Genomic DNA, 22,597 nt, shown 5'->3' with positions numbered 1-22,597 from the left:
GTGCTCCTGCTTAGCTCTTGTAAATCGCGAAATAGTCCTGGTATTGCACCAGATCGGCACGGCTCATCACGAACACGCCGTGACCGCCGTTCTCGAATTCGACCCAGGTAAAGGGCACGTCCGGGAACTGGGCTTCCAGATGGATCATGCTGTTGCCCACCTCGACCACCAGCACGCCATCCTCTTTGAGGAAGTCGGCGGCATTGGCCAGCAGGCGCTTGGTGAGCTTGAGGCCGTCAGAGCCGGAGGCCAGCGCCAGCTCGGGTTCGTGACGAAACTCATCCGGCAGATCCGACATGTCTTCGGAATCCACGTAAGGCGGGTTGGAGACGATGAGATCGTACTTGTCGCCGACCGGCAGATCGCGGAACAGATCGGAGCGGATCGGAATGACCTGCTGCTCCAGCCCGTGATCGTTGATGTTGCGCTCGGCCACATTGAGGGCATCGACGCTGATGTCGATGGCATCCACTTCGGCTTGTGGGAACTCGTGAGCCATGATGATGGCGATGCAGCCGGAGCCGGTGCACAAATCCATGATCCGGGTCGGTTCATGCTTGAGGAAGGGAGCGAAGCGGTTGGCCACCATCTCGGCGATGGGGGAACGGGGGATCAGCACCCGCTCGTCCACGTAGAACTCCCAACCGGCATACCAGGCCTTGTTGGTCAGGTAGGCGGCCGGTACCCGCTCCTGCACGCGGCGGATGATGAGCTCGGCGATGCGGTGCCGTTCGCTGGTGGTCAGACGGGAGTGGCGCATGCCCGGATCCACGTCCGGCGGCAGATGTAGCGCGGGCAGTACCAGCTGCACGGCTTCATCCCAGGCGTTGTCGGTACCATGTCCGTAGAAGATCCCGGCGTCGTTGAAACGACTCATGGCCCAGCGCAACATGTCCTGGATGGTGTGCATCTCGGCAACCACCTCATCGATAAATATCTTGTCCAAATCCACCTCCAAGTCGAGTAATATCCGGCCCGAGAATTCTATACAGCGAGCAAGACGAGTACCTGATGAAAAAAACGCCCTCACCGACAGACGAGGAAACCCAGCTGTTCCGCGATGCGATAAAAGGTACCCGGAAAATCAAGCAAGATACCATAAGGGCCGACCTGCGCCCGGTCAAGCAGAAACGCGAACTGCGTGAGAGCCGCGAAAAGCTTGGGGTTGACCACTATTTCAGCGATGAGTACCAACCCCATCTCGAGGCCGATGGACCGACCCGTTACGTGCGTGAAGATGTGTCAAAATTCGAGCTGAAAAAGCTCAAGCGCGGCAGCTATCCGCCAGAGATCTACCTGGACCTGCACGGCATGAACCAGCAGCAGGCCAAACAGGAGCTGGCAGCCCTGCTGACCCTCTGCCAAAAAGAGAACATCCACGTCGCCTCCGTGATGCACGGCATCGGCAAACATATCCTCAAGCAGCGTATTCCAAGCTGGCTGGCCCAGCACCCCAACGTGCAGGCGTTCCATCAGGCCCCCCGCGAGTGGGGCGGCGACAGCGCCATCCTGGTGCTGCTGGATATCGAGGAGTAACGCTCCCGCCTGCTGGCATGCTCTGACGCACGTCCAGAGCAGCATAAAAAAACCACCGCGACCTGGCGGTGGTTTTTTTATGGACGCAGGCGCCTCCCCTAACCCACCGCTTCCACATATCGCTTGAAGTTGTCGAGGATCCCCTGCCAGCCCGCCTGCTGCTGGGCCGGGGTGTGGCTCGTCTCGGCATCGAAGGTTTCCTGCACCCAGGTGCCGCCCGGTTCGCTGACAAACTGCACATCCACCTCGCGCCCGTCATCCATCACGAACGAGAGGCGGGTCGGCGCCTCCACCCGGGTAAAGGTGCCGGTGAAATCAAAACCGGCGCTGCCATCCTTGGCGGCCATGTGATGACAGAAACGCCCGCCCACCACCAAGTCGACCCGGCTGCCGGTGGTGTGCCAGTCGCTGGAGGCTGCATTCCATCTGGCGATGCAGTCCGGATCGTTCCAGGCCCACCAGATGGCCTCTATCTCCTGCTCGATATGTGCCTCGATGCTGATCTTCATGACGCGCTCCGTGCTAGTTTGCTGTGGGATGACTGGCCATGCCGGCCAGCTCGCTTGCGGATGCCAGCAAGTAAAGCCCAACCAATGGCGTCGAGCCAGTCCATCTGGCGGGACGCATTACCGCCAACCCAGTGGCAAGGCGTTGCTTCTGCCTGCGGGACAAGGATCAAAAACGGCCGCACTATACTGAATATCAATACGTTATTCGCCTTGGAGGTTGCATGTTCACACAGGGTTCCCATGCCGACATCAAGTCGTCTCTCGATGCCATCGGTGCCGCCGTTGCGGTGTTTTCCCTCGATAACGACGATCGCTTTACCCTGGTCTCCGCCAACGACACCTTTGCCCAGGCCTTCGAGCTGGACGTGCTCGGCAGCATCGGCAAACGCCTGAACGAAATGTTTCCTCGCTACATCACCGGCAGCATCGAGCAGCCGATGCACGAGTGCGTGAGCCAGCAGACGGGGCTCGAGAGCGAGCTGCCCATCGACACCCTGTCGCGCACCAGCTGGTGGCGCTTTGTCATCTCCCCCATCATTCCCGAGCAGTCCCGCATCACCCGTATCATGGTCACCGCCATCGACATCACCGTCAAAAAGCAGCTGGAGGAGGCGCTCAAGATGAGCCGCAAGCGCTTCGAGGCGGTGGTCAACTCCGCCTACGACGGCATCATCAGTGTCAACAGCGAGTCGCGCATCGAACTTATCAACACTGCCGCCTGCGAGATGTTCGGGGTGGACGAAAGCTACCTCGGCAAACGGCTGGAGACCCTGCTGCCCCAGCGCTTTCGGGCCAACCACGACGGCTACTTCAAGGCCTTCAGCAACTCCCCCATCAACTCGCGCCCCATGCATGCCCGCGCCTCCGTGATGGGGCTGCGTCGCGATGGCAGCGAATTTCCGCTGGAGGTGACCATCGCCAAGATCAACCTGGGCCAGACCACCGAGATGACCGCCATCCTGCGGGATATCTCGGAGCGGGCCCGGCTGGTGGAGGAGCTCAAGGTGGCAGCCACCACGGATCCCCTCACCGGGATCGCCAACCGGCGCCGCTTCGACGAGCTGGTCAAGCTGGAGATGCAGCGCTGCCAGCGCTTCGGCCACACCATGAGCCTGCTGTTGATCGACATCGATCACTTCAAGCAGATCAACGACACCTATGGCCATCAGCAAGGGGATCAGGCCATTCTCAGCCTGGTCAGACGGGTCGCCAAACAACTGCGGGAGGTGGACATGCTGGGCCGCTGGGGCGGCGAGGAGTTCATCGTGCTGCTGCCGGAAACCTCCCTGGAGCTGGCCTGGGCCAGTGCGGAGCGGATCCGCCTCGCCGTCGAGTCGCAGTTGCATCAGCTGGGCGCAGGCACCGAGGTGCCGCTCACCATCAGCATCGGCATCAGTGCCAGCCTGGGCCCGCAGGATACGGTGGAGCGCATGGTGCGCCGGGCCGATACCGCCCTCTATCTGGCCAAGAAACAGGGGCGCAACTGCTCAAGAAAAGCACTGCCAGATACCCCCTGACAGGCAATACGCGTCAGGCCTGAGAAACACTTATCAGGCCTGGCACCTTTGGCTCAATTCAAGGCTGCGGCGCCATGTTCACTGCCCGGCCGGGCAAAGAAACCCAGCGGCCCGCCAGCCTCGCCACATGCCAGCGACACCTCCAGCACGGCCCCGTTGGCCAGCTGCCACTCGAAGAAGTCGTCAAATCCCGCCACGGTCAGCGCCCGGATCACCTTGGCCACCACGCCGTGCGCCACCAGCAGCACCCGTTCCTGGCGGCTGCTCTGCGTCAGTTCTGCCAGTCCCTGCCCGACCCGGGCAATGACTGCGTCCAGCGACTCGCCGCCAGGTGGCGCCTCGGCCCAGCGCCGGGTGATGTTGCGTGCCCACAGCGCAGGGTAACGCTCCCTCGCCTCTTGTTGGGTCAGTCCCTCGAACACCCCGACATGGCGCTCACGAAAAGCGGGGGCGAGCGTCACCGGCAACCCCAGCTCGTCCGCCACCAAGGCCGCGCTTTGCCGTGCCCGCAGCAAGGGGGAACTCAGCAGCCGCTGAAACGGAGCCTGCGCCAAGGCCAGTGCCTTTGCCTGGGCTCTGATCTGGGCCACCCCGGTGTCGCTCAGACCGATATCCAGTGCCCCCTGATAGCGCTCCTCGGCATTGGCCGGGGTTTGCCCGTGGCGCATCACCATCAGTTGCATTGCCTGTTCCTTTGATTGCGGCCGATGCTCGCGCTGCCCGTTCTCACGGCTTGGGGGCAAATTGATCGAACACCTGCTGACCGGTCAGGGTCGGTGTCTCGTTTTTCAGCTCGTAGAAATCGGGCTTTTCATCGATGAAGATCTGGCTCGCCAGCTGGAAGGATTCGCTCTGAAACAGGCCGGCCGGCACTATGTACTCATCCGTCGGCAACAGGTGATAGAAAAGGTGGGTACCGCAGGTGGGGCAAAATCCTCGCTCAGCCCACTCCGAGGAGCGATAGGCCACCGGGGTGAGCCCGCGAAAGCGCACCTCCTTGCCACAGTGCACCGCAAACAGGGGGCCGCCCGACCAGCGCCGACAGGTACTGCAGTGGCACAGCCCCACCTCCTGGTGATCGCCGGCCAAGACCTCAATCCCGCCGCACAGACAATGTCCCTTCATCACTCCTCCTTGTGTCTTGTTGTCGCTTGTCGTCGCTGACGTGGCTGCGCCATTGCGGCCACGGAAGGATCAGATGAGTACCATGTTGCGCCCTCGTCGGCCACCCCCCATCACAAAACCAGCTGCGGGATGGCTCATGAGGCCAACAGCCTGCGCTCCTGCAATGCAATCCGGTTGCCTTCCGGGTCCTGAAACTCGGCCACCTTGATGCCCTCCCCGACCTGAGTCACCGGGTAAAGCAGTAGGGCCCCGGCCGCCTGGGCCCTCGCCATCACCCGCTCAATCTCGCTGACCGCGAGATAGATCCGCGTGCCGTCGATACTGGGCACATAGCTCTCCCCTTTGGCCAAGGCGCCGGAGCAACCCTCCACCCCTTCTGTCAGCGGGAACAGCGCCATCTCGTTGCCATCAATTTGGGTCAACTCAAACTCGATGCCAAACACACGGCGGTAAAATGCCGTGGCACGCGCCATATCCGTCACCGGGATTTCAAAATGCATGGCAATATTGAACATGAAGTCTCCTCTGATTTTCACTCATCGGCACAGTGATACCCCATTGCGGGGTAATGGCCAATGCTTTTTAACCGCTGGATATGCCTGCTTCCATAGAGATGAATATTCTGGCGATGGGTACCTAGTGAAAAAAAGGAGGCAGCACAATAACTCCTGACAGTCACCAATGCCGGCCTTCATAAATACTGTCTGATCACACACAGCCCAGATTTAAAACAGGGCCAGCGCGATATTTCCGACTGACCATACCCACCCTCACCCATTGTTGTCGGATATTTTTATCACCGAGCACGACTATACGCTGATAAACATCCAACACTGCACCCTACCCCATCCAATTAGACACTGGTTTTTTTTCACAAGGCAGGATGTCGAAAAGGGGGACAATATGTCCCCCGACTTGGCAAGAGAGGTGTTATCCATTGCCGAGTTTATTGATACCAGCCGCTTTACGCTATTTCGCCGGCACCAGCACCCAGGGATCACCCTTGCCCGGTTCATTGCCCTGGGTCCACCACTTGGCCTGATAGATGGCGCCTTTGTAGCTCACCTTGTTGCCCGCCGTATAGACCTTGCTGGCACTCCAGGCCGCCACATCGCCCACGGGAGGATCGGTCGGATCAACCGGCGCAGGATCCAGTTTGGCCACTACCCGCACCTTGGGCCAGTTGGCGTGGGAGCCGTAGAAGTTGGTCACGCACTTCTCGTAATCCCCCGGCACCAACGCCGAGTAGGCGGTCTGGAACCCCACCAGCTCACATTCGAACGAGTAGCCGCCGGGCCGATCCGGATAGTATTTCCAGTTGCCATCCCAGTTGGTGTAGAGCACGTCGGTGGCGCCGTTGAGGTTGAGGCTGCCATAGGGGGTCTGCTGCCAGCAGGTGTTCTTCTCGTCAGCCTTGACGGGGATCTGATAGTGCTCGGCCAGCCCTTCCCAGTAGCGGATGCGGTTGACCGGCTGGCCCTTGTTCTTGTTCTGCTCGCCGCACTCGATGCCGCCATTGATGACGTTGATGGTGGTACCAAAGCCGTAGCCGATACCGGCGGCGATCTCGCGTTGGGAGGGCACCCAGGTGCGATCAATCACGTGCAGCATGGCGGGTTTGGGTGCCTGCGGGGTCAGGAAGAACCAGATGGCGGAGGCGAGGTTGAGCCAGGAGTCCGCCACCAACCCGGGATTGTTGAGCAGCACGGACGCATCACCGTCAAACATCGCCTCGGAGAAGGCGCCGTAGTTGAAATGATAGGAGAGCTGCTTGGCGCCACGGCCGAAATAACCCTGACCTGTGCTGCAGGGCCACTTCTTGTTCTGCCAGTCGTTCTGGCCGCAGCCGGTGGTGTAGCCGGTCTGCCCCTCCGACCAGCCCATCTCGCGCACGTGCACCAGCGCCTGCTGCCACTCCTCCAGCGCCAGCGGGTTGTCGGAGATATTCTCCTTGGCGATGTGGCCGCCGGTTTCCTGGGCGAAATGGGCAAAGGCGGTGATGATAGATTTTTTGCAGATGGCATCGGCATCGCGGCCATCGGTATATTCGCCGCAAAAAGCCGGGAATTTCCCGACTGCCCGCAAGAAGCGCTCATAGGTATATTCCGGCGCCGCCATCTGGGTTAAATAATCCCAATCCGATTCGGTGAATACCCGCTCGACCCGTTTGACGTTATCCGGATTACTGGCCGCCCTTGGCTTGATGGCATCGACAATGGTATTGGAACGTGTCGCCAACGCCTTTGCCCAAATCCCATACATGGGATTGGCCGTCTTGGTTTTTTCCACCGCCGCCAGATCCGGGGCGGCAATGACATATCCACCGGTATTTTTCGGGTCGGGTTGAATATTCATGGCATAACTTGGCAATGCGCAGGCAGCCGCAACCAGCCAGGCACAATGTGTAGGCTTGAACATAACAGACAGTCCTTATGTCAGAATAACGTCGGAATAAGAGTCGCCTCGAGAATAATCCTACAGGCCACTAAATTCACGATGAAAATTAAGAGTATTGTCGGAACTGTGAGCCAATTCACTCTGCCGGTTGGCAAGCATAAAATGCATTGTGAAGCGATGTGATGGCGAGTCTTTCGGTTATATAAAAATAAACCGAAGAAAAATGAGAAAAGAGCGGTCACACCGCTCTTTCAACGACACGATCGCCTCAACGGGAAGCACCAAAGGGCAAACCGCACAGCGTTGCAACAGGCCCCGCCACGACGAGGCCCACCGCTTATCCGTGCCGTGCTCGCACCGCGCGGATCAGGATATTGCGGGGAGTCATGGGTTTGTCGCAAAACTCCCCCACCTCCACTCGGTAGCCCTGCTCTTGCAGGAAGAGGGCGCGATCCAGCACCAGCCAGAGTTCCAGCGGACGACGAAACAGGTGACGCACCAGCTCCATACGGGCGACATCGCCATAGCGCGCCTCCCCTTTTGCCAGAAACCCGGCGTAGTCGAGGCCGGTCGGCAACACCAACCCCTTTCGCTCGGCGGCCCAGCCACAGAAATCCTCGAAGGTGCCAGTCAGCAGGCTCTTTTGCATGTTGGGCACCGGCAGATACTCGTCCACCCCGCGCACCTGGCGCTGCAGGCAATCAAAGGCCAGCCGCCAGGCCACCTCCTGCTCGCGCAGGCGGGCGATACGGGCGCCGCCGGTAACCGTCTCCTGCAGCGGCAACTTCAGATCGCTCTTGGCAAGCTGCAGCACACTGGCCTTGGCAGGGCCGGAGAGCGGCCGGTAGTGGCTGGTGCGGATCAGGTGATAACAGCAGGGGGAGAGGGTCACCCCCTCGGCACCGCGCGCCGCCACCTGTTCAATCAGATGGGTGTGCAGCTCGCCGCAGGCATGCAGCGCCATGGCGTGATGGGCCGAGGCGATCAGCTGGGCCGTCTCATCGGCGAAGGCGTCGGCACAGACAAATGCCATCCGGGCGCCGTCGCGAGCGGCCAGCTGGCGCCCCTCCTCGCACAATGGCGCCTGCAGCTCCAGGCTCAGCACCTCGGCTTGACGGTGCAGGGAGACCAGCCGCCCCAGGTGCCCCTTGCCCGCACACCACTCCAGATAGGGGCCGCGGTGCGCGGGCAGACAGGCAGTGAAGGCTTCAATCTGGGCCTGCTTGCGCCCCGGCATGTACATCGCCATGGTCCGCTCGCACGGGATGGGCTCGGCCGTCAGGGTCGGCAGCGCGCTCAGGGCATGCAGCGCTGAGCCCTGCGGGATCCAGGGGGCCAGCAGCTCGCACAGGGCAGGCATGTCGCCATCAAGCCGCTCAATCTCGGCCAGCGACAGGGCATTGAGCCGCTCAGCCAGTGCCGGCGCCGCCTTGGCAAAGGCCAGGTCCAGGTGGTGGTAGGGTTGGTATTGCCACCAGTGCCGGGCTTCGCTCAGCAGTCGATCCAGTTGTTGAAAACGTTGAGCCAGCACGCGTGCCCCTGTTCTGCCGTCAAAATGGAGGCTCATTCTAGCGATCCCGCGTCAAAAAGCACTCTCATCTATGCTGCGCCATCACAGCTGTCCCGCAGTCCTCCTGCGCCAACAGGTCCCGATGATGCCTCCGCTGGTCGGCAGCAGGCCCGCGACCGGGCTTAGCCTGACAAAGAGCGGGGTTTTGTGGTATATTCCGCCCCTTCATTATCTTGGCCTGCCCATCGCGGGCCATTTTACCAACGTGAATGGAACCAAAACATGACCATCAATGCCATCCTGCAAGCGCGCGCGGGCGCCAAGTGTGAACTGTGCGGTGCCGAACAGGCGCTGACTGCCTTCGCGGTCCCCCACTCTCCGGCCAGCGATGATGATCACAGCGTTGCCCTGTGCGACACCTGCCGTGGCCAGCTGGAGCAGCCGGCGACCACAGTGGTCAACCACTGGCGTTGCCTGGGCGACAGCATGTGGAGCCAGGTGCCTGCGGTACAGGTCATGGCGTGGCGCCAGTTGAAGAACCTCTCCGCTCAAGGCGAGGTCTGGGCCCAGGACATGCTGGACATGATGTACATGGAAGAAGAGACCAAAGCCTGGGCCGAAGCGGGCATGGCCAGCGACGATGACGACAGCGTGCCCACAGTCGACTCCAACGGCGCCGTATTGGTCGAAGGTGACTCGGTGACCCTGATCAAGGATCTGGACGTCAAGGGCGCGGGCTTCACCGCCAAACGCGGCACCCTGGTGAAGGGCATCCGCCTCACCAACAACCCGCTGCACATCGAAGGCAAGGTCAACGGCGTGCAGATCGTGCTGGTCGCCGCCTACCTGAAAAAGGCATGATCGCCCTCAGCCCTGCTAGCAAGAGCGCCCCACGGGGCGCTTTTTTTGTGCCTGCCGATTGCCCGCCATCCCCCTCTTCTTGCTGCAGCCCGTCGCGACACAAGGCCCTACGCCGGCATGCTGCCTGCCGTTATTTTGAGCGAAAAGTTGGTGTCATCAGCAACCCTGTGGCACTCTGGCGTTTCATGGACTGACCTACCCCCGACACCGCGAGTGTCATTACTGCAAAAGGAGCACGCCAGATGGCCAAAGTCAGCAAGAAAGAGATCAAGCAGAAGATTGCCGCCCGCCTTGAGAAAATTGCCAAGCACGAGAGCAAGATCAAGAAGCTGAAGAAAGCCCTGAAATAAGGGCTGGCAGCATAAAAAAACCGCCTGATGGCGGTTTTTTTATGGCGACATCAGTCGCAATCTACGTTCAATGGCCATGCTTGCCATCCCCTAGCCAGTACCAATACCTCCTGCTCCAGCCACAGACCTTGTCCAATCAGATGCATGAGCGCCTCTGCCAGCGGATTGCCCTGCCCGCCGGTCTCAGGCTCAATGCTCCAGGGCGTCTTACCTCTGCTGATCAGTTGCCCCTCCAGACGCTGAGTCAGCGGGCGGGCATAGTGATGAACATACGCCACCAATGCGTCGGGCAACCAGAGCACCAAGGGGCGATGGAGGACATTAGCCAGTTCAGCAGCAATATCCAATCCCCGCTGATCCAGGTCGCCAAAGTGGGCCCAAGGAACAACCGCCGGCAGCAGCGGGATCACTTGCCGCGCCAGTCTGGTATTGCGGCCAGGCACATAAAGCAACAACTCCCCTGCTTGCAACGGGTAATCCACGAAGGCCCCCTTGTTCTCCACCGTGACTATCTGCTGCCCTTGCCACTCGATGCCCTGCAACTTGCAAAGACAACGCTCCGGCAAGACCAGCTCTCCCAATAGCGCCAACTGTGCCGTCATATCATGACGCTGGCCGCTCTTATCAATGAGTCGCAACGGGCTCATGGTACGCAGCCGGACCACCTCATCCTGTGTCAATGTTATCTCGATAGCATCATTATCTGGACCTATCCCACTCTTGCTGTCCCCATACCAGAGGGCATGAAAGCTGGCCTGGTTGAGGCTCGTAGGCAGATCCACCCCGAGAGCAAGTAAAGTGTCACGCCTGTTCGCCATCGTTGGCGCCACTTGCGCTAGCTGTCCGGTGAGATAAGCACGCCCGGCATCAGTCAGCACATGACGAGCGCCTCGCCCCACCGGCTTGATTCCGTCCACTGCCTGCAACAGGGTATGCAACTCACGGCCATGCCTGCTAGCAAGTGAATCCCCTTTCTCATTGGTACCCGCCAGCATGCGCACACACAAATCCTGTACCCTACGCTCATCAAACAGTGACATCTTTGCCTCCCCATTTCGGTGCCATATGGAAAAGAAGTAGAGTGGATTTTACTGCTCGCTGCCGTGACCCGACTCGCACCAAGGAAAGATCACGCTCCTAGCCTTTAGGCGCACTAGGTAGCCTTCTCGCCAAGAACCGCCGGCGCGTCACTGGCAAACCCGGGACAAACGGCGCAAGCTGGTTGTCATACAGCCGCCCCGCTGCCGGGTGGGAGCAGGCCGGCGATACCTTCACAGGGGCTTTTCATGACGCAACCAACAGCACCGCAACCCGCCTCCTCCTGGCAGCTTGCAGACATTCGCGAGCTGACCCGACTGTTCATTCAGGCCCTGCCTGCAACGATACAGCTCACCGAAGCCGTCCATCAGGCGGTATTGAGCGGCATGGGCTTCAAGGGGCGGGAGGAAGGAAAGACGACGGGGATCACCGGGCTGGTTTACAAAGGAGTACATGGCGCCGCCAGCGCGCTGGGCAGCGGTATCCATGCCCTGCTTGCCCATCTGCCGCCAGCCCCGCCTTTGCAGCAAATACCCGACACGCCCAGCCGCGCCGCCCTGCTCGCCACCCTCAATGGTGTGATGGGGGACAAGCTGGTCGAGAGTCACAATGCCCTGGCGACCCCCATGACCCTGCGTTATCTCGGCAAGCCCCTGAGCTGGCCGGCCCTGCCAGCGCCACTGCCCCCTCGCGCACGGGTGCTGCTGATGGTGCACGGGCTGTGCATGAACGATCTGCAGTGGCAGACCCGGCATCAGGATGCGCCGGTCAATCACGGGGAGACGCTGGCCAAGGCGCTGGGTTACCTGCCCATCTATGTGCGCTACAACTCGGGCCTCTCCATCGTGCAGAACGGTCAAGCACTGGCCCGTCAGCTGGAACAACTGGCGACCCACTGGCCCGGCGGCCTTGGCGAGATCAGCGTGCTGGCCTACAGCATGGGCGGGCTGGTGATCCGCAGCGCCTGTCACAGCGCCGACCTGGCCGCCCAGGCCTGGCCGGCTCACCTTAAAAACCTGTTGTTCCTCGGTACGCCCCATCATGGCGCACCGCTCGAATCTGCTGGCCACTGGCTGGAGCAACTGCTGCCGGCGACTGCCTACAGCGAGCCGTTCGTCAGGCTGGCACAGCTGCGCAGCGTCGGCATCAAGGATCTGCGCCACGGCAAGGTGATGGACTCATCCTCAGCCCGGAATTCCCCTTCTTCCCTCTTGGTCGATCCTCGCGCCCCCTTGCCCCTGCCCGGCGGAGTGCGCTGTTTTGCCATTGCGGCCACCACGGCGGCCAAACGCAGCGTGCTGGCAGATCGGTTGATTGGTGATGGTCTGGTGCCCCTGCGCAGTGCCCTTGGTCTGCATGACGAGGCACGCCACCAGCTGGCCTTTCTCCCCGCCCATACCATGATTGCCTATCGTACCAGCCACATGGCGCTGCTTGGCAGCCCGCAGGTGGCTCGCCAGCTGCTGCACTGGCTACAGAGCGATCACCAGGAACAGAGCCCGGCTGGGGAGCACGACCCGCAATAGGCCAAAGCAGCCGGCTTGCCCCGACATAAAGTAAAAAACCGCCAGCTGGCAGTTTTTTCATTGTCTGGCGATCACATCAGGCGGGCGCGGCCAAATACCCGGATTGAGCTGCCGGGCTCGGGGGGGATCTCGGCATGCAGGTGCGACGCCATCCCCATATCCTCCCCTTGAAAGAGATCGATGATGCCGCCGTGGGGCCAGTGCAGATCCCGCAGGTAACCGGCAAAGGCCGCGGTGGCGGCACCGGTGGCGGGATCCTCATACACGCCACCATAGGCAAAGGGGTTGCGGGTATGAAACAGCTGCTCGCGGGCGGCATACACCAGCAAGATAGTGACCAGCCCCTCTCGCTGCATCAGGGTTCGTCCTTCGGCCATCTGGTAGTGCATGGCCGCCAGGGCGGCGCGACTGTTGAGCGCAAGCACCAGGTGATCGGCACCGCCATGAATGAGGGCCGGTGGAATGCGGGGATCCAGATCTGCCTGGGTATAACCAAACAGCGCCAGCGCGGCCCTCACCAGTTCGGCAGGGGCTGGCTTGCTGCGAGTGGGGGGCGATTGCAGCGCCGCCTGCCACTCCCCTTCCCCATCCAGCCAGCTCGAGACCGAGATGGTGGCCTGATTGAGTTGCAGCTGATACTCGCCGGCGCCAACCCGACGGGCCAGCGCCACCCCGAGGGCAATGGTGGCGTGGCCGCAAAACGGCACCTCGGCGGCGGGAGAAAAGTAGCGAACCCGCCACTGCCGCGGGCCAGCCTGCTTATCCACCGGCGTTGCTGGCGTGGGCAAGGGCGCGGCGAACGCGGTCTCCGAAAAGCCCACTTCCGCAGCGATGCGCTGCATCTGCTCGACACCGGGCAGCTGCGGCCCCAGCCAGACACCGGCCGGATTGCCGCCGTTGGTACCGGTGGAGAAGGCGGCAATGCGCACCAACTCGGGTTCCCACTCACGCTCTGTCATCGCTCGCTCCTGACTGTCGCCGACATGATTAGCCTGCACTTGCCGCGGGCCGCTTTCCATAAGATAGCGAGCCCGCCGCGGCCGGTAAATTAAATGGTGCGCGGGTGCCGCTTGGGCGCCGCAGATCCGGGCCACAGCAGCTACGTTTGATGCGTGTCTGTATAAGGTCCTGTTGTGGAGCACCCTATGTATTCTTACACCCTCACCTTCAAGGAGGAGGTCGACAAGCTGACCGCCCCCGAACATGAAATCAGCCTGCACACTCCCGCCCAGGCCGGTGATTTCATCATCCTCTCCGATGGCAGCCGTCATCAGGTGATGTTTGTCACCCACCGTGCCCACTACAGCAGCCTCTATCTCGACAAGGGGGTTCGAGTGCCGCAGGGCTAGCGAAAGCCATCAGCGATTACAGATAACAAAAGCGCGGCTCTTGGCCGCGCGTTGAACGTTCCGGGCAGATCACGGGATATCAGAGCACCTTGATCACCGGCTGGTGCATGATGGCAACCTCGTTCTGATAGACCACCAACTCACCCGGCGGCGTGCCGCGTTCACCCAAAACGGTCACGGCGCACTCGTAGCGGTAAGGGCTGCTGGTGAATAGATAGGTGTGGTTGCCTCCCGTGCCCTCCACCCTGACGGTGCCATTCTGAGCACCAGATCCGGCTTGTCGCTGAGCGCCTTGCCCTTGGCCCAGGAGGCATAGCGATAACGGCCGTCACCCAGCTCGTCGATGCGAATGGTAAATTTCTCGGTCTGCCACATCAGCGCGGGGCGCAGGTACTCCCGCAGGCCGGGATAAAGATCGCTTTTCTGTTTGGCGACAAGCTCGGCCTTGCGTTTTGCAGCCTGCGCCGTCTGATGATTGATGCCGATCACCTTGCCATCAAAATCCAGCCACACCTCGCCACTGCCCAGCATGATGCCGCGCCAGCCCATGTCCTGCCAATCCTGCCCGACCCGGGAGCTGGCAATGCGGTTTAAAATGGCGTCATCAAACACCTCGTCGAAACGGGCCACCATCTCGGACGAATTCTTGATGACCGGGGTGGGATACTCCTGCTTGAAGGGGTATTTGATCTGACGGGCAAGGATCTTTGGATCCCGCGCCTTGGCCGCATCGATCACCTTCTGTACCAGAGGGCGATACTCGACCCCGAGCTGCGGCTCCTCGGCATAAGCTGGCGCCATGATCTGCAGCCAGCCCAGCAGCGACACCAGCACAAGCGACACCCCACTGCGCGCACACCTTGACGACCGAGCGACGTTCCAGGAAACCTGCCACTGCATCTTGCTCATGCCACCTCCTCAATCAGCTTGGCCATCACATATTCATCGACATATGCACCATCGACTCTCATCGTATTGCGTTTGACCCCTTCCACCTCGAATCCGCAGGTGCGGTATAGCGCACAAGCCCGGGCATTGTGACACATGACGCTCAACTCCATACGGGTAAAGCCATGCGCCCTGGCCCACGCCTCCAGCGAAGACATCATTTTTTTGCCAAAGCCCTGTCCAGTTGCAGAGAGTTGAATGCCGATAACGCAATACAGTACATGTTTGTTGCGATTTGCCGGTTGACCGATACCGACAATAAAACCTGCAATCTCGTCATGCTCTGACAGTACCAGCATGACTTTGTTGTTTGCATCGACAAACGAGGCCAATATTTGAGCTTGCTCGATCTCAGTCGTGGTGCGCTCACCCGGCTCATAGAGCATAAAGGTTGTTTCATTGTCGAGTCTGTTCATCAAGGCCAGCAGGTTATCTGCATCCGATACCCGGACTTGTCTCACTTCCATCTATTTTCCCCTCCATGGGACTTTGTTTTTCCCGTTCAAATACGGCTACTGATCACGCTGGATCCGGCAACCAATATTCATAGAAATCTGTCTCGGCATGCTTGGGGTTGGGCCCCCGATATTGCCACCCGCTGCGCCGATAGAAACGCAGCGCCCGCGGGTTGAGACGGCTGACCGACAACACCACTCGCCGGCAGCCAGCCTGCCACAAGGTGCGACCGATATATTGCAGCAGCAGATCGGCCATGCCTTGACCACGAGCCTGTGGCGTCAAATAGATCAGGTATATGTAGCCGGTTTCCGGTTCGGCTGAGACAGTGCAAAACTCCAGCTGCCCCACTATCTCGCCCCCCTGCCAGACATGCAGATAATGCCACTCTTTGTTGCCCAGCCTCGTCGCCATCCGCTCCCGATAGCCCGTCAGAAACTCCTCAAATCCCTCGTTGCGATGGAAGCTGCAAACATAGGCGTCCCGACGGGCCACCACACAAAACTCATAGTCACGCGCCAGATTTATTTTTTTGAATTCAAGATTCATCGCCATCCTTGCCACTTTGCGGTGGCCAAACGACAGGTGCTCAAGCCGTGTCGATATGTCAAAACACGTTATTCAGCGCATTGGCAAACAGGCCAATCACATATGGCGTCAGCAAGCTGCAAACCAGCTCTCAACCGACAGAAAATAGGTGGTGAACACCCGCCCTGAGAGGTGCGTCTTCTCTACCCGGCTTGCCTTGCTGGCCAGCGCCGCATAAGCGGGACGACTGCCCAGCAGATGAAAACGAACCTCGGTATGCCCCATCTCCCGTGCCCAGCACATCATCTCCCTGAATATGGCGATGCCGGCCCCCCAGTGGGCCTGACCGATGACGATGGCCAGCTCGACGCCATCCTCATCCGGTTGTATCCCGCACTACCCAGCCAGCTGCCCATGGATCAACACGGCTCGAACACGACACCCCGGCTGCTGGTTGATCCGCATTTTGTCGTCCATCCAGCGCCCAACCCCTTGCAGATCGAAACATGGGTGATCAATCAGGTGTTTTCTGATCGTTGCGTCGTTGAGCAGCGGCAAAAAATCCGGGGCCTGCACATCGTCAAAATGCTTGAATTGCACTGTCATATATCAGCCTCAGCCTTGATTACCCTCGAGAAACAGGATTCAGCGCAGGCCTTTTCTACATCACATAGACCATGACCATCCACGTCACTGCCCTCGCTGTTTTTTCACCTTCTTCAACGCCATCTTGCGCTTTAGCGGCGAGAGATAATCGATAAACACCTTACCCTGCAGGTGATCGATCTCATGCTGCATCACGATGGCCAGAAAATCGCTGCTCTTTACCGTGATAGGTACGCCATGGCGATCCAGTGCCGACACCACCACCGAGCCGTAACGCTCGACATCGGCATAATAATCCGGCACGGAGAGACACCCCTCTTGGCCAAACGCTGGTTCAGTGCCGCTTGTCACTTGCGGATTGATCAACACCAGCGGCTGATCCCGTTTTTCCGACAGGTCGATGATGACGATGGCCTCCTGGCGCCCCACTTGCGTGGCCGCCAGACCAATACCATTGTCGGTGGCATAGAGGGTCTCCAGCATGTCATCGATCAGGCCTTGCACGGTCGCGATATCTTCAACCTGCTCGGCCTTGATGCTCAATCGCGGGTCGGGAACAGTTAAAATCTCCAGCCTTGCCATCACTACTCTCCAAATCGTCAGGACACCCTCTCACAAAGAAGGTAATGTCGCCGTCATCGGGATTGGCCCCAATACTGATTTTCATTTGGGTATCTTACCGGACTATCTGGAGATGAAAAGACGGCAGGCATAAACAGGCGGGACAAGAACAATAAGCCCCCGTTCAACCTCTGGGTAGAGGATGCAGGGAAGCAAACCAGGGGTGCTCCATGATGGGATGGGATAGCGCCCGGGGCGACATCGAAGCATGAGTGTCGGAGCATGAACAGAAATCGGGCCAACCTTGGGCCCGATGGGTTTAAGGGAGGCTCACCTCCTCCATAAAAATCAGCCGCAGCGGCTCTGCCAGCAGCGCCTCAGCCTCGGCGGCAAAGGCCAGGAAATAGTCAGTCTGGCAGTGGCTGTTCAGCGCAGCCTGGTTGATGAACGCCTCGCGCATGTAGAAGGTGCCCGGCTCGTCCTGCAATTCAAACAACACGTAATCCAGGTTGCCCGGCTCGCGCCGCGTCGGCGCAATGAGCTTTAGCAGCTCGCGGCGCAGTGGCTCTCTCATGCCGGCGCGGGCTTTCAGCACGGCGATGGACACCCGTTTCTGTTCACTCATCTTGGTCTGCTCCATTTTCTCAAGGGTAAGCAAAGGGGCCCTGAACCGGGCGCGGCCTTCGCGTCGAGCAGCAGTGTAAGAGGGGCGGCCTGGCGGGATATAGCCGGGCAGGATGGACACTCTGTTCAAGCCACTGAACGAATCAACGACTAGAGCGCCTCTATCTTCACCTTGATAAGCCCGGCGCGGGGATTGCCGATGGCGCTGAAGGCCGCTTTGGAGAGGTCGATGATGCGCCCGCGCGGGAAATTGCCCCTGTCGTTGACCCTGACCACCACGCTCTTGCCATTGGCGAGGTTGGTGACCCGCACCATGGCGCCGAAGGGCAACTCCATGTGGGCGGCGGTGTTGGCGTGGCGCTGATAAGGCTCGCCACTGGCGGTGCGCTTGTTGTGGTAGCGATCGGCGTAGTAGGAGGCGAGCCCCATCTCGCTGTAGCCGCGCCAGCTGCCGCCGTGGCTCTCGTCATAGCGACTGCTGCAGGCGGCCAGCAGCACGGTGAACGACAGCAGCAGCCCCTTTCGCAAAAATTGCCTCTTTTCAACCATGTGCCTTGTCCTTGCTCCCCTGCGGGGTTGTCGATGCCAATAAATCGGTAGCGGGCATGAGCGAACCGGCGTGGTGCCGGTCTGCCACGGCCGCGCCGCTACTTTGCCACAGTTTCCAAACAAAACGGGAGGCCAAGCCTCCCGTTTTCATACCTCGTCCGTCAGCCTCTGTCAGGCGATGAGCTTGTCGTCGGCGAAGCCAAAGCCGCGCAGCCCCACCACATGCACATGCTCGTGCTTGCCCTGTACCTTGCGGATGAGCTTGTAGGTGGTGCCCTTCTCGGGGCTGATGTTCTCGGGCGCCGCGATAAGCAGCTGCATATCCTGCCGCTCGCACAGCTCGAACAGGGTGGCGATGGATTTGCCATCCAGACGGGCTGCTTCGTCGAGGAACAACAGGCGGCAGGGGGCGATGTCCTTGCCGCGCAGACGGCGGGACTCCTCCTCCCAGCTGATCAGTACCATCAGCAGGATGGCCTGACCGGTACCGATCGCCTCGCCGGTGGAGAGCGCGCCGCTCTCGGCCCGCAGCCAGCCATCGGCCCCGCGCTGCACCTCGATCTCCAGCTCCAGATAGTTGCGATAGTCGAGCAGCACGTCGCCCATCACCTGATAGCTGCGATCCCCCTGTTCCACTTGCGGGTTCAGGCGCTGGAACAGCTTGGCCATCGCCTCGGAGAAGCTGAGCTCCTTGTCGGCGAACAGATCGTTGTGCATGGCGGTTTGATCGGCCAGCGCCGTCAGCAGACGGGTGTGAGCCTCGCGGATATTGACGTTGAGGCGCACCCCGCGCACCAGACCGAAGGCGATGTTCTGCAAGCCCTGGTTGAGCACCCGGATACGGTTCTGCTCGCGGCGGATGATGTTGGTGATCTTGGCCGCCACCTCGTGGGAGGAGAGCGACAGATGGGTTTCCCGCTGCTTGAGCTCGTCAGCCAGGCGGGCCAGCTCGATCTCCATCTCTTCGATCGCTTCGACCGGATCATCGGATCGGATGATGTCGTTGCGGATGCGATCTTTAAGGTAGCGGTAAACCTGCACGTAGAAGGCCACCTTCTGCTCGGTGCTGCGGTTGCCCTCCGACAGTCGCAGCGCATCGCGCAGGGCCTCGTCGTGGGCTACCGCCACCCGCAGGGCGCCGAGGGCCTTGTCCGACATGGAGCGCAGTTCATCGCTGTCCAGATACGCCAGCTCGCGCTTATTTAAACGCTTCTCGACGTCGGTCTCCCGCGCCAGCCGTACCACCCGCGACCAGCTCGCCTTGTGACCCACCAGGGATTTGCGGGCGCCGTAGTAATCCTTGCCTTCCAGCTTGAGACGGCCGCCAAGGGATTCGATTTCGCGCTTGGTTACCTGCAACTGGGCCTCGGCGCTGGTGCGACGGGAACGGGTACGGATCAGCAGCTCTTCGATCTCTTTCTTGTGGGCACGCGCCTTCTCTTCCATGTCGTCAGAGAGGGTCAGCCCCATGGCCGCCAGCTCCTGCTCGAACTCGGTCAGGGTCTGGCGCTTGGCCTCGACGCTGGAGTTGAGGGCGGTGCGCAGCTGCAACGCCTCGGTGTGACGCTGGGCAATCTGCTTGTGCTGCTCGCCAGCGGTACGGGCCGCCAGCTCGGCCGCCTTGAGTTTCTCTTTGAGCCGCTCGCTCATTTCCGACGCCTTGCCCAGCAGGTCTTGCGCATCCTGATAGGCAAAGTGCGGCAGGCGGGCCACCAGCTGATCGAGGGCGTAGCAACGGCGCTTCTGCTCGGCCAGCAGGTCGCTCACCTCATCATAGGCAGCCTGCAGCGCGGCCAGATCCTGCGGATCCTGGCGCAGCACCTGCACCTGGGTCTCGAGCTTTTCCAGCGACTTGCCGTGTTTGGCGATAAAGGCTTCGGCCTGTTTCAGGGCCTCGACGTCAGCATGAGCCGCCTCGAGGCGAGCCGCCAGGTCTGCCTCGGCAAACAGGTGAGCAAAGGGCAGCATCCCCTGCACCAACTGGATATGGCGAGTCAGCTGGGCGGCAGCCGCTTTGGCATCACTCAGCTGTTTGTCACACTCACCGATTGATCCTTGCAGCGTGCGCAGTTCGGCCTGTTTGGCCTGCACTTCAGCTTCGGGGTCGGGGCGGAAGGCGATGTCCAGATGCTGGCCGATAAAATCGCGGAAGTGGCCGTAGAGACGGTGGTACTTCTGCTGCTCGAAGGCGGCCTTGGCGTAACCCTCGATGAGGCCCTCGCGCTCAAGGTCGAGCTGCTCGATCCGTTTTTCCCGGGCAGCTCGACCAAACAGCGGCAGCTCGGGGTAGCGGGAGAAGCGCACCTGACGCTTGCTGGTGCGCACCAGCACGGCATCGCCCAGCTCGTCGGCTTCTACCAGATCCTCGTCAAAGGAGTCAGGGTTGCCCTGAATGAGGTAGATATCCTCCGGGCAATCTTCCAGTTTTTTCAGCCGCTCGATGGCGCCCTCAAGGTCCAGCACCACCAAAGCGCTGCGAGCCGGGCCGTAAAGCGCGGAGTAGTAAGGGGCATCGTCAATGGAGATATCGTCATAGACGTCGGAGAGCAGCACGCCCCCCACCTGCTCGGCGATGCGGGCCAGGCGCGGATCCGCCTCGCCGGCCCCCAGCTGCAGGTTGCGAATTTGCAGCTCCAGCGCCTGTTTCTGCGCCGCAATGCGATTGCTCTCCTGCTCGAACTCGCGCTCCTTGTCGAGCACAGTCTGCATACCGGCCGAAAGCTCTTCGGCGGTAGTCAGCGGCAGACCGCTCTGCTCGCGCAGTTGCTCGAGTTTTTCAAAGGATTTGAGCCAGCGCGGCGCCAGCTTGGTGAGCTCCGCGATATCGCGGCCGAGCTGGGTGCCCTGATGCTCGAGGCTGGCGCGGCGCTGGTTCACCTCCGCCTGTTGCTCGGAGAGCTCCTCCTGACGGGTGCGCTGGGCTTCGAGGAAGATCTCCAGCTCGTCCTGGCTTGCAATCAGCTGGCCAGAGGCCTGCTGCAGCTCGTCACGCAAGCGCAGCAGCGCCTGCTGGCTTTCGCTCTCTTTCTCGAGGCGAGCCAGCGCGGCGCGCAGCCCCTGCCCCTGGGCGATGCGGGCCTTGTCTTCGATGTGACGCTTGAGCAGCGCCTGCGCGGTAGGCCAGGCGGCCTCGCGCACTGTCTCGGGGGCGATGCTCAGAAGCAGCGCCAGCGCCGCTTCGTGCTCGGCCACCGCCGCCTTGGCCAGCGCCAGCTGTTGCTCGGCCCCCAGCACCCGGCTGGTGAGGCTCTGTTCGGCGGCGCGGAACTGATGCAGGGTGTCGCTCGCCTGTTCGGCGCCCAGCCCCGGCAGCTCGCACTGCTCGCGGGCAGTCTCCAGCGCTTGCACCGCCTGACGGTACTGGATGGCGCGGGTCTGCTGGATATCCAGCGCCTGCTGGTAGTCGGCCAGCTGGGTCTTGAGGCTATCGACTTCTGCCTGCGCCAGCTCTTTGCGCTCTTCCACCTCCAGCAGCTGGCCGTGGATCTCCTCCACGATCGCCTGCTGCTGCTCCAGCTTGTCGACCAGCTCCGCCAGATCGGCGCGGTACATCTCGATCTTCTTTTGCAAGGAAACCGCTGCCATCACCTTGGCCAGGTGCTCGGCGGCAGACTCCAGCTCGTCGGTCAGCAGTTTCTCGCGGTTGGTGAGCTGCTCCACCTCGTCGGCCAGATAGATGGCGCGCTGCTTTTCTTCGGCCAGCAGGCGACGCTTGCCTGCCAGCTCCTGGCGGGCTTTGAGGGCCAACTCGGAGAGGCGATTCTTCTCGGCGGCGTTGCGCACATAGTCGGCCGCCACATAGTGGGTGGTCTCGGTAATGAGGTTCTTGAACAGATCCCGCTGCCCTTGCGTCTCCTTGATCGCCTCCAGGGTACGGCGGTTCTCGTAGATGGCCGCCTCCATGTCCTGGAAGGCCTTGCGCACCCCGGAGTTCTCCGGCAGCAGGTATTCGCGCAAGGAGCGGCTGATGGAGGAAGAGATGCCGCCGTAGAGGGAGGCTTCGATCAGGCGATAGAACTTGCCGCGATCCTTTTGATCACGCAGCTTCTTCGGGGTAATGCCGAACTCGAACATGAAGTTGTGATAGTCGGTCACCGTATTGAACTTGGCGACTTTCAGCGCCCCCAGCTCGGCGGCCGCTCCTTTCAGATCGGCGAAGGCACGCACCCGCCCCTTGCCGTCATCGAGCTTTTCCAGCAGCAGATCGGTGGGTTGCAACTGCTCCGGCACATCCACCAGCGCGAACGGGGTGATGTTGACCTTGTTGTCGCGGTTGGCCACCTGCTCCAGGTGAACGCCGACCCAGATCCGCTGCTCGCGGCTGTTCATCACTTCCAAAAGGGAGTAGCAGTGGCCACGCTGCAGCTTGCCGTAGAGCCCCTTGTCGCGGGAGGCGCTGCTGGAGCCCGCTTCCGTGGTGTTACGGAAATGGAGCAGCGACTGGTCGGGAATGAGCGCCGCGATAAAGGCCGCCATGGTGGTGGACTTGCCCGCGCCGTTGCCGCCGGACAGGGTAGTGACCAGCTGGTCGAGATCGAAGGTGCGGGCGAAGAAGCCGTTCCAGTTGACCATGGTCAGGGATTTGAATTTGCCTCTCACGACTTTGC

20 protein-coding genes and 2 pseudogenes are annotated in these 22,597 nt (G+C 60.9%); 5 read left to right on the top strand and 17 right to left on the bottom strand.

Annotated features, from left to right (window positions below; all coding sequences use genetic code 11):
- Positions 1-10: 10 nt before the first annotated feature.
- Positions 11-946, bottom strand: a complete 936-nt coding sequence (gene prmB, locus E5E96_RS17925; protein WP_024945276.1) for a 50S ribosomal protein L3 N(5)-glutamine methyltransferase — start codon at positions 944-946, stop codon at positions 11-13.
- A 65-nt stretch (positions 947-1,011) separates the two neighbouring features.
- Here prmB and smrB point away from each other — a divergent pair, with 65 nt between their 5' ends.
- Entirely contained in the window at positions 1,012-1,536 is a 525-nt protein-coding gene (smrB, locus tag E5E96_RS17920; protein ID WP_011706199.1) for an endonuclease SmrB, read from the top strand.
- Between the two features lie 98 nt (positions 1,537-1,634).
- Here the strand turns inward: smrB and E5E96_RS17915 are convergent, their stop codons facing one another.
- Positions 1,635-2,045: an SRPBCC family protein gene (locus E5E96_RS17915; RefSeq protein ID WP_171282746.1), complete on the bottom strand. Its 411-nt coding sequence runs from the start codon at positions 2,043-2,045 to the stop codon at positions 1,635-1,637.
- 221 nt (positions 2,046-2,266) lie between these two features.
- Between E5E96_RS17915 and E5E96_RS17910 the strand changes: the two genes are divergently transcribed.
- Positions 2,267-3,562: a diguanylate cyclase gene (locus E5E96_RS17910; protein ID WP_171282745.1), complete on the top strand. Its 1,296-nt coding sequence runs from the start codon at positions 2,267-2,269 to the stop codon at positions 3,560-3,562.
- Between the two features lie 53 nt (positions 3,563-3,615).
- Here the strand turns inward: E5E96_RS17910 and E5E96_RS17905 are convergent, their stop codons facing one another.
- The 5 genes from E5E96_RS17905 to E5E96_RS17885 all read right to left on the bottom strand — a co-directional run bounded on the left by E5E96_RS17905 (position 3,616) and on the right by E5E96_RS17885 (position 8,651).
- The gene (locus E5E96_RS17905) at positions 3,616-4,245 is read right to left on the bottom strand and encodes a histidine phosphatase family protein (protein ID WP_171282744.1); all 630 of its coding nucleotides are present in this window, start codon (positions 4,243-4,245) and stop codon (positions 3,616-3,618) included.
- A gap of 43 nt (positions 4,246-4,288) precedes the next feature.
- A complete protein-coding gene (locus E5E96_RS17900) occupies positions 4,289-4,687 on the bottom strand; it encodes a GFA family protein (protein WP_171282743.1) in 399 nt (132 codons plus the stop codon).
- A 134-nt stretch (positions 4,688-4,821) separates the two neighbouring features.
- Positions 4,822-5,202: a VOC family protein gene (locus E5E96_RS17895; RefSeq protein ID WP_171282742.1), complete on the bottom strand. Its 381-nt coding sequence runs from the start codon at positions 5,200-5,202 to the stop codon at positions 4,822-4,824.
- Positions 5,203-5,656: 454 nt separating this feature from the next.
- Entirely contained in the window at positions 5,657-7,105 is a 1,449-nt protein-coding gene (locus tag E5E96_RS17890) for a chitinase (RefSeq protein ID WP_171282741.1), read from the bottom strand.
- Between the two features lie 316 nt (positions 7,106-7,421).
- The gene (locus tag E5E96_RS17885) at positions 7,422-8,651 is read right to left on the bottom strand and encodes a methyltransferase (protein ID WP_171282740.1); all 1,230 of its coding nucleotides are present in this window, start codon (positions 8,649-8,651) and stop codon (positions 7,422-7,424) included.
- A gap of 225 nt (positions 8,652-8,876) precedes the next feature.
- Between E5E96_RS17885 and E5E96_RS17880 the strand changes: the two genes are divergently transcribed.
- On the top strand, positions 8,877-9,455 hold the full coding sequence (locus E5E96_RS17880) for an alkylphosphonate utilization protein (RefSeq protein ID WP_016350625.1): 579 nt from the start codon (positions 8,877-8,879) through the stop codon (positions 9,453-9,455).
- Positions 9,456-9,855: 400 nt separating this feature from the next.
- Here the strand turns inward: E5E96_RS17880 and E5E96_RS17875 are convergent, their stop codons facing one another.
- The gene (locus tag E5E96_RS17875) at positions 9,856-10,845 is read right to left on the bottom strand and encodes a Wadjet anti-phage system protein JetD domain-containing protein (protein WP_171282739.1); all 990 of its coding nucleotides are present in this window, start codon (positions 10,843-10,845) and stop codon (positions 9,856-9,858) included.
- Positions 10,846-11,091: 246 nt separating this feature from the next.
- On the opposite strand from E5E96_RS17875, the gene E5E96_RS17870 reads away from it, so the two are divergent.
- A complete protein-coding gene (locus E5E96_RS17870) occupies positions 11,092-12,369 on the top strand; it encodes a triacylglycerol lipase (RefSeq protein WP_171282738.1) in 1,278 nt (425 codons plus the stop codon).
- 71 nt (positions 12,370-12,440) lie between these two features.
- On the opposite strand, the gene E5E96_RS17865 is transcribed toward E5E96_RS17870, so the two are convergent.
- Entirely contained in the window at positions 12,441-13,328 is an 888-nt protein-coding gene (locus tag E5E96_RS17865) for a PhzF family phenazine biosynthesis protein (protein WP_171282737.1), read from the bottom strand.
- Positions 13,329-13,514: 186 nt separating this feature from the next.
- Between E5E96_RS17865 and E5E96_RS17860 the strand changes: the two genes are divergently transcribed.
- Entirely contained in the window at positions 13,515-13,718 is a 204-nt protein-coding gene (locus E5E96_RS17860) for a hypothetical protein (protein WP_024946319.1), read from the top strand.
- A 79-nt stretch (positions 13,719-13,797) separates the two neighbouring features.
- Here the strand turns inward: E5E96_RS17860 and E5E96_RS17855 are convergent.
- From E5E96_RS17855 to mukB, 8 genes and pseudogenes are all read right to left on the bottom strand, one after another.
- A pseudogene (locus E5E96_RS17855) lies at positions 13,798-14,618 on the bottom strand (hypothetical protein).
- A 5-nt stretch (positions 14,619-14,623) separates the two neighbouring features.
- Positions 14,624-15,133: a GNAT family N-acetyltransferase gene (locus tag E5E96_RS17850; RefSeq protein WP_171282736.1), complete on the bottom strand. Its 510-nt coding sequence runs from the start codon at positions 15,131-15,133 to the stop codon at positions 14,624-14,626.
- Positions 15,134-15,185: 52 nt separating this feature from the next.
- On the bottom strand, positions 15,186-15,671 hold the full coding sequence (locus E5E96_RS17845) for an N-acetyltransferase (protein WP_171282735.1): 486 nt from the start codon (positions 15,669-15,671) through the stop codon (positions 15,186-15,188).
- A gap of 108 nt (positions 15,672-15,779) precedes the next feature.
- A pseudogene (locus E5E96_RS17840) lies at positions 15,780-16,256 on the bottom strand (GNAT family N-acetyltransferase).
- 84 nt (positions 16,257-16,340) lie between these two features.
- Positions 16,341-16,838 (bottom strand): peptide deformylase, encoded by a 498-nt coding sequence (gene def / locus E5E96_RS17835; RefSeq protein ID WP_171282734.1) that lies wholly within the window; start codon positions 16,836-16,838, stop codon positions 16,341-16,343.
- A gap of 298 nt (positions 16,839-17,136) precedes the next feature.
- Positions 17,137-17,457: a putative quinol monooxygenase gene (locus E5E96_RS17830; RefSeq protein ID WP_171282733.1), complete on the bottom strand. Its 321-nt coding sequence runs from the start codon at positions 17,455-17,457 to the stop codon at positions 17,137-17,139.
- Between the two features lie 134 nt (positions 17,458-17,591).
- The gene (locus E5E96_RS17825; RefSeq protein ID WP_171282732.1) at positions 17,592-17,990 is read right to left on the bottom strand and encodes a septal ring lytic transglycosylase RlpA family protein; all 399 of its coding nucleotides are present in this window, start codon (positions 17,988-17,990) and stop codon (positions 17,592-17,594) included.
- A gap of 171 nt (positions 17,991-18,161) precedes the next feature.
- Entirely contained in the window at positions 18,162-22,589 is a 4,428-nt protein-coding gene (gene mukB, locus E5E96_RS17820) for a chromosome partition protein MukB (RefSeq protein ID WP_171282731.1), read from the bottom strand.
- Positions 22,590-22,597 lie beyond the last annotated feature (8 nt).

This window comes from Aeromonas sp. 1805, from assembly GCF_013085525.1.
Lineage (GTDB): Bacteria > Pseudomonadota > Gammaproteobacteria > Enterobacterales > Aeromonadaceae > Aeromonas > Aeromonas hydrophila.
The sequence above is the reverse complement of the archived record's forward strand: the minus strand, read 5'-3'. Positions and strand labels throughout refer to the sequence as shown.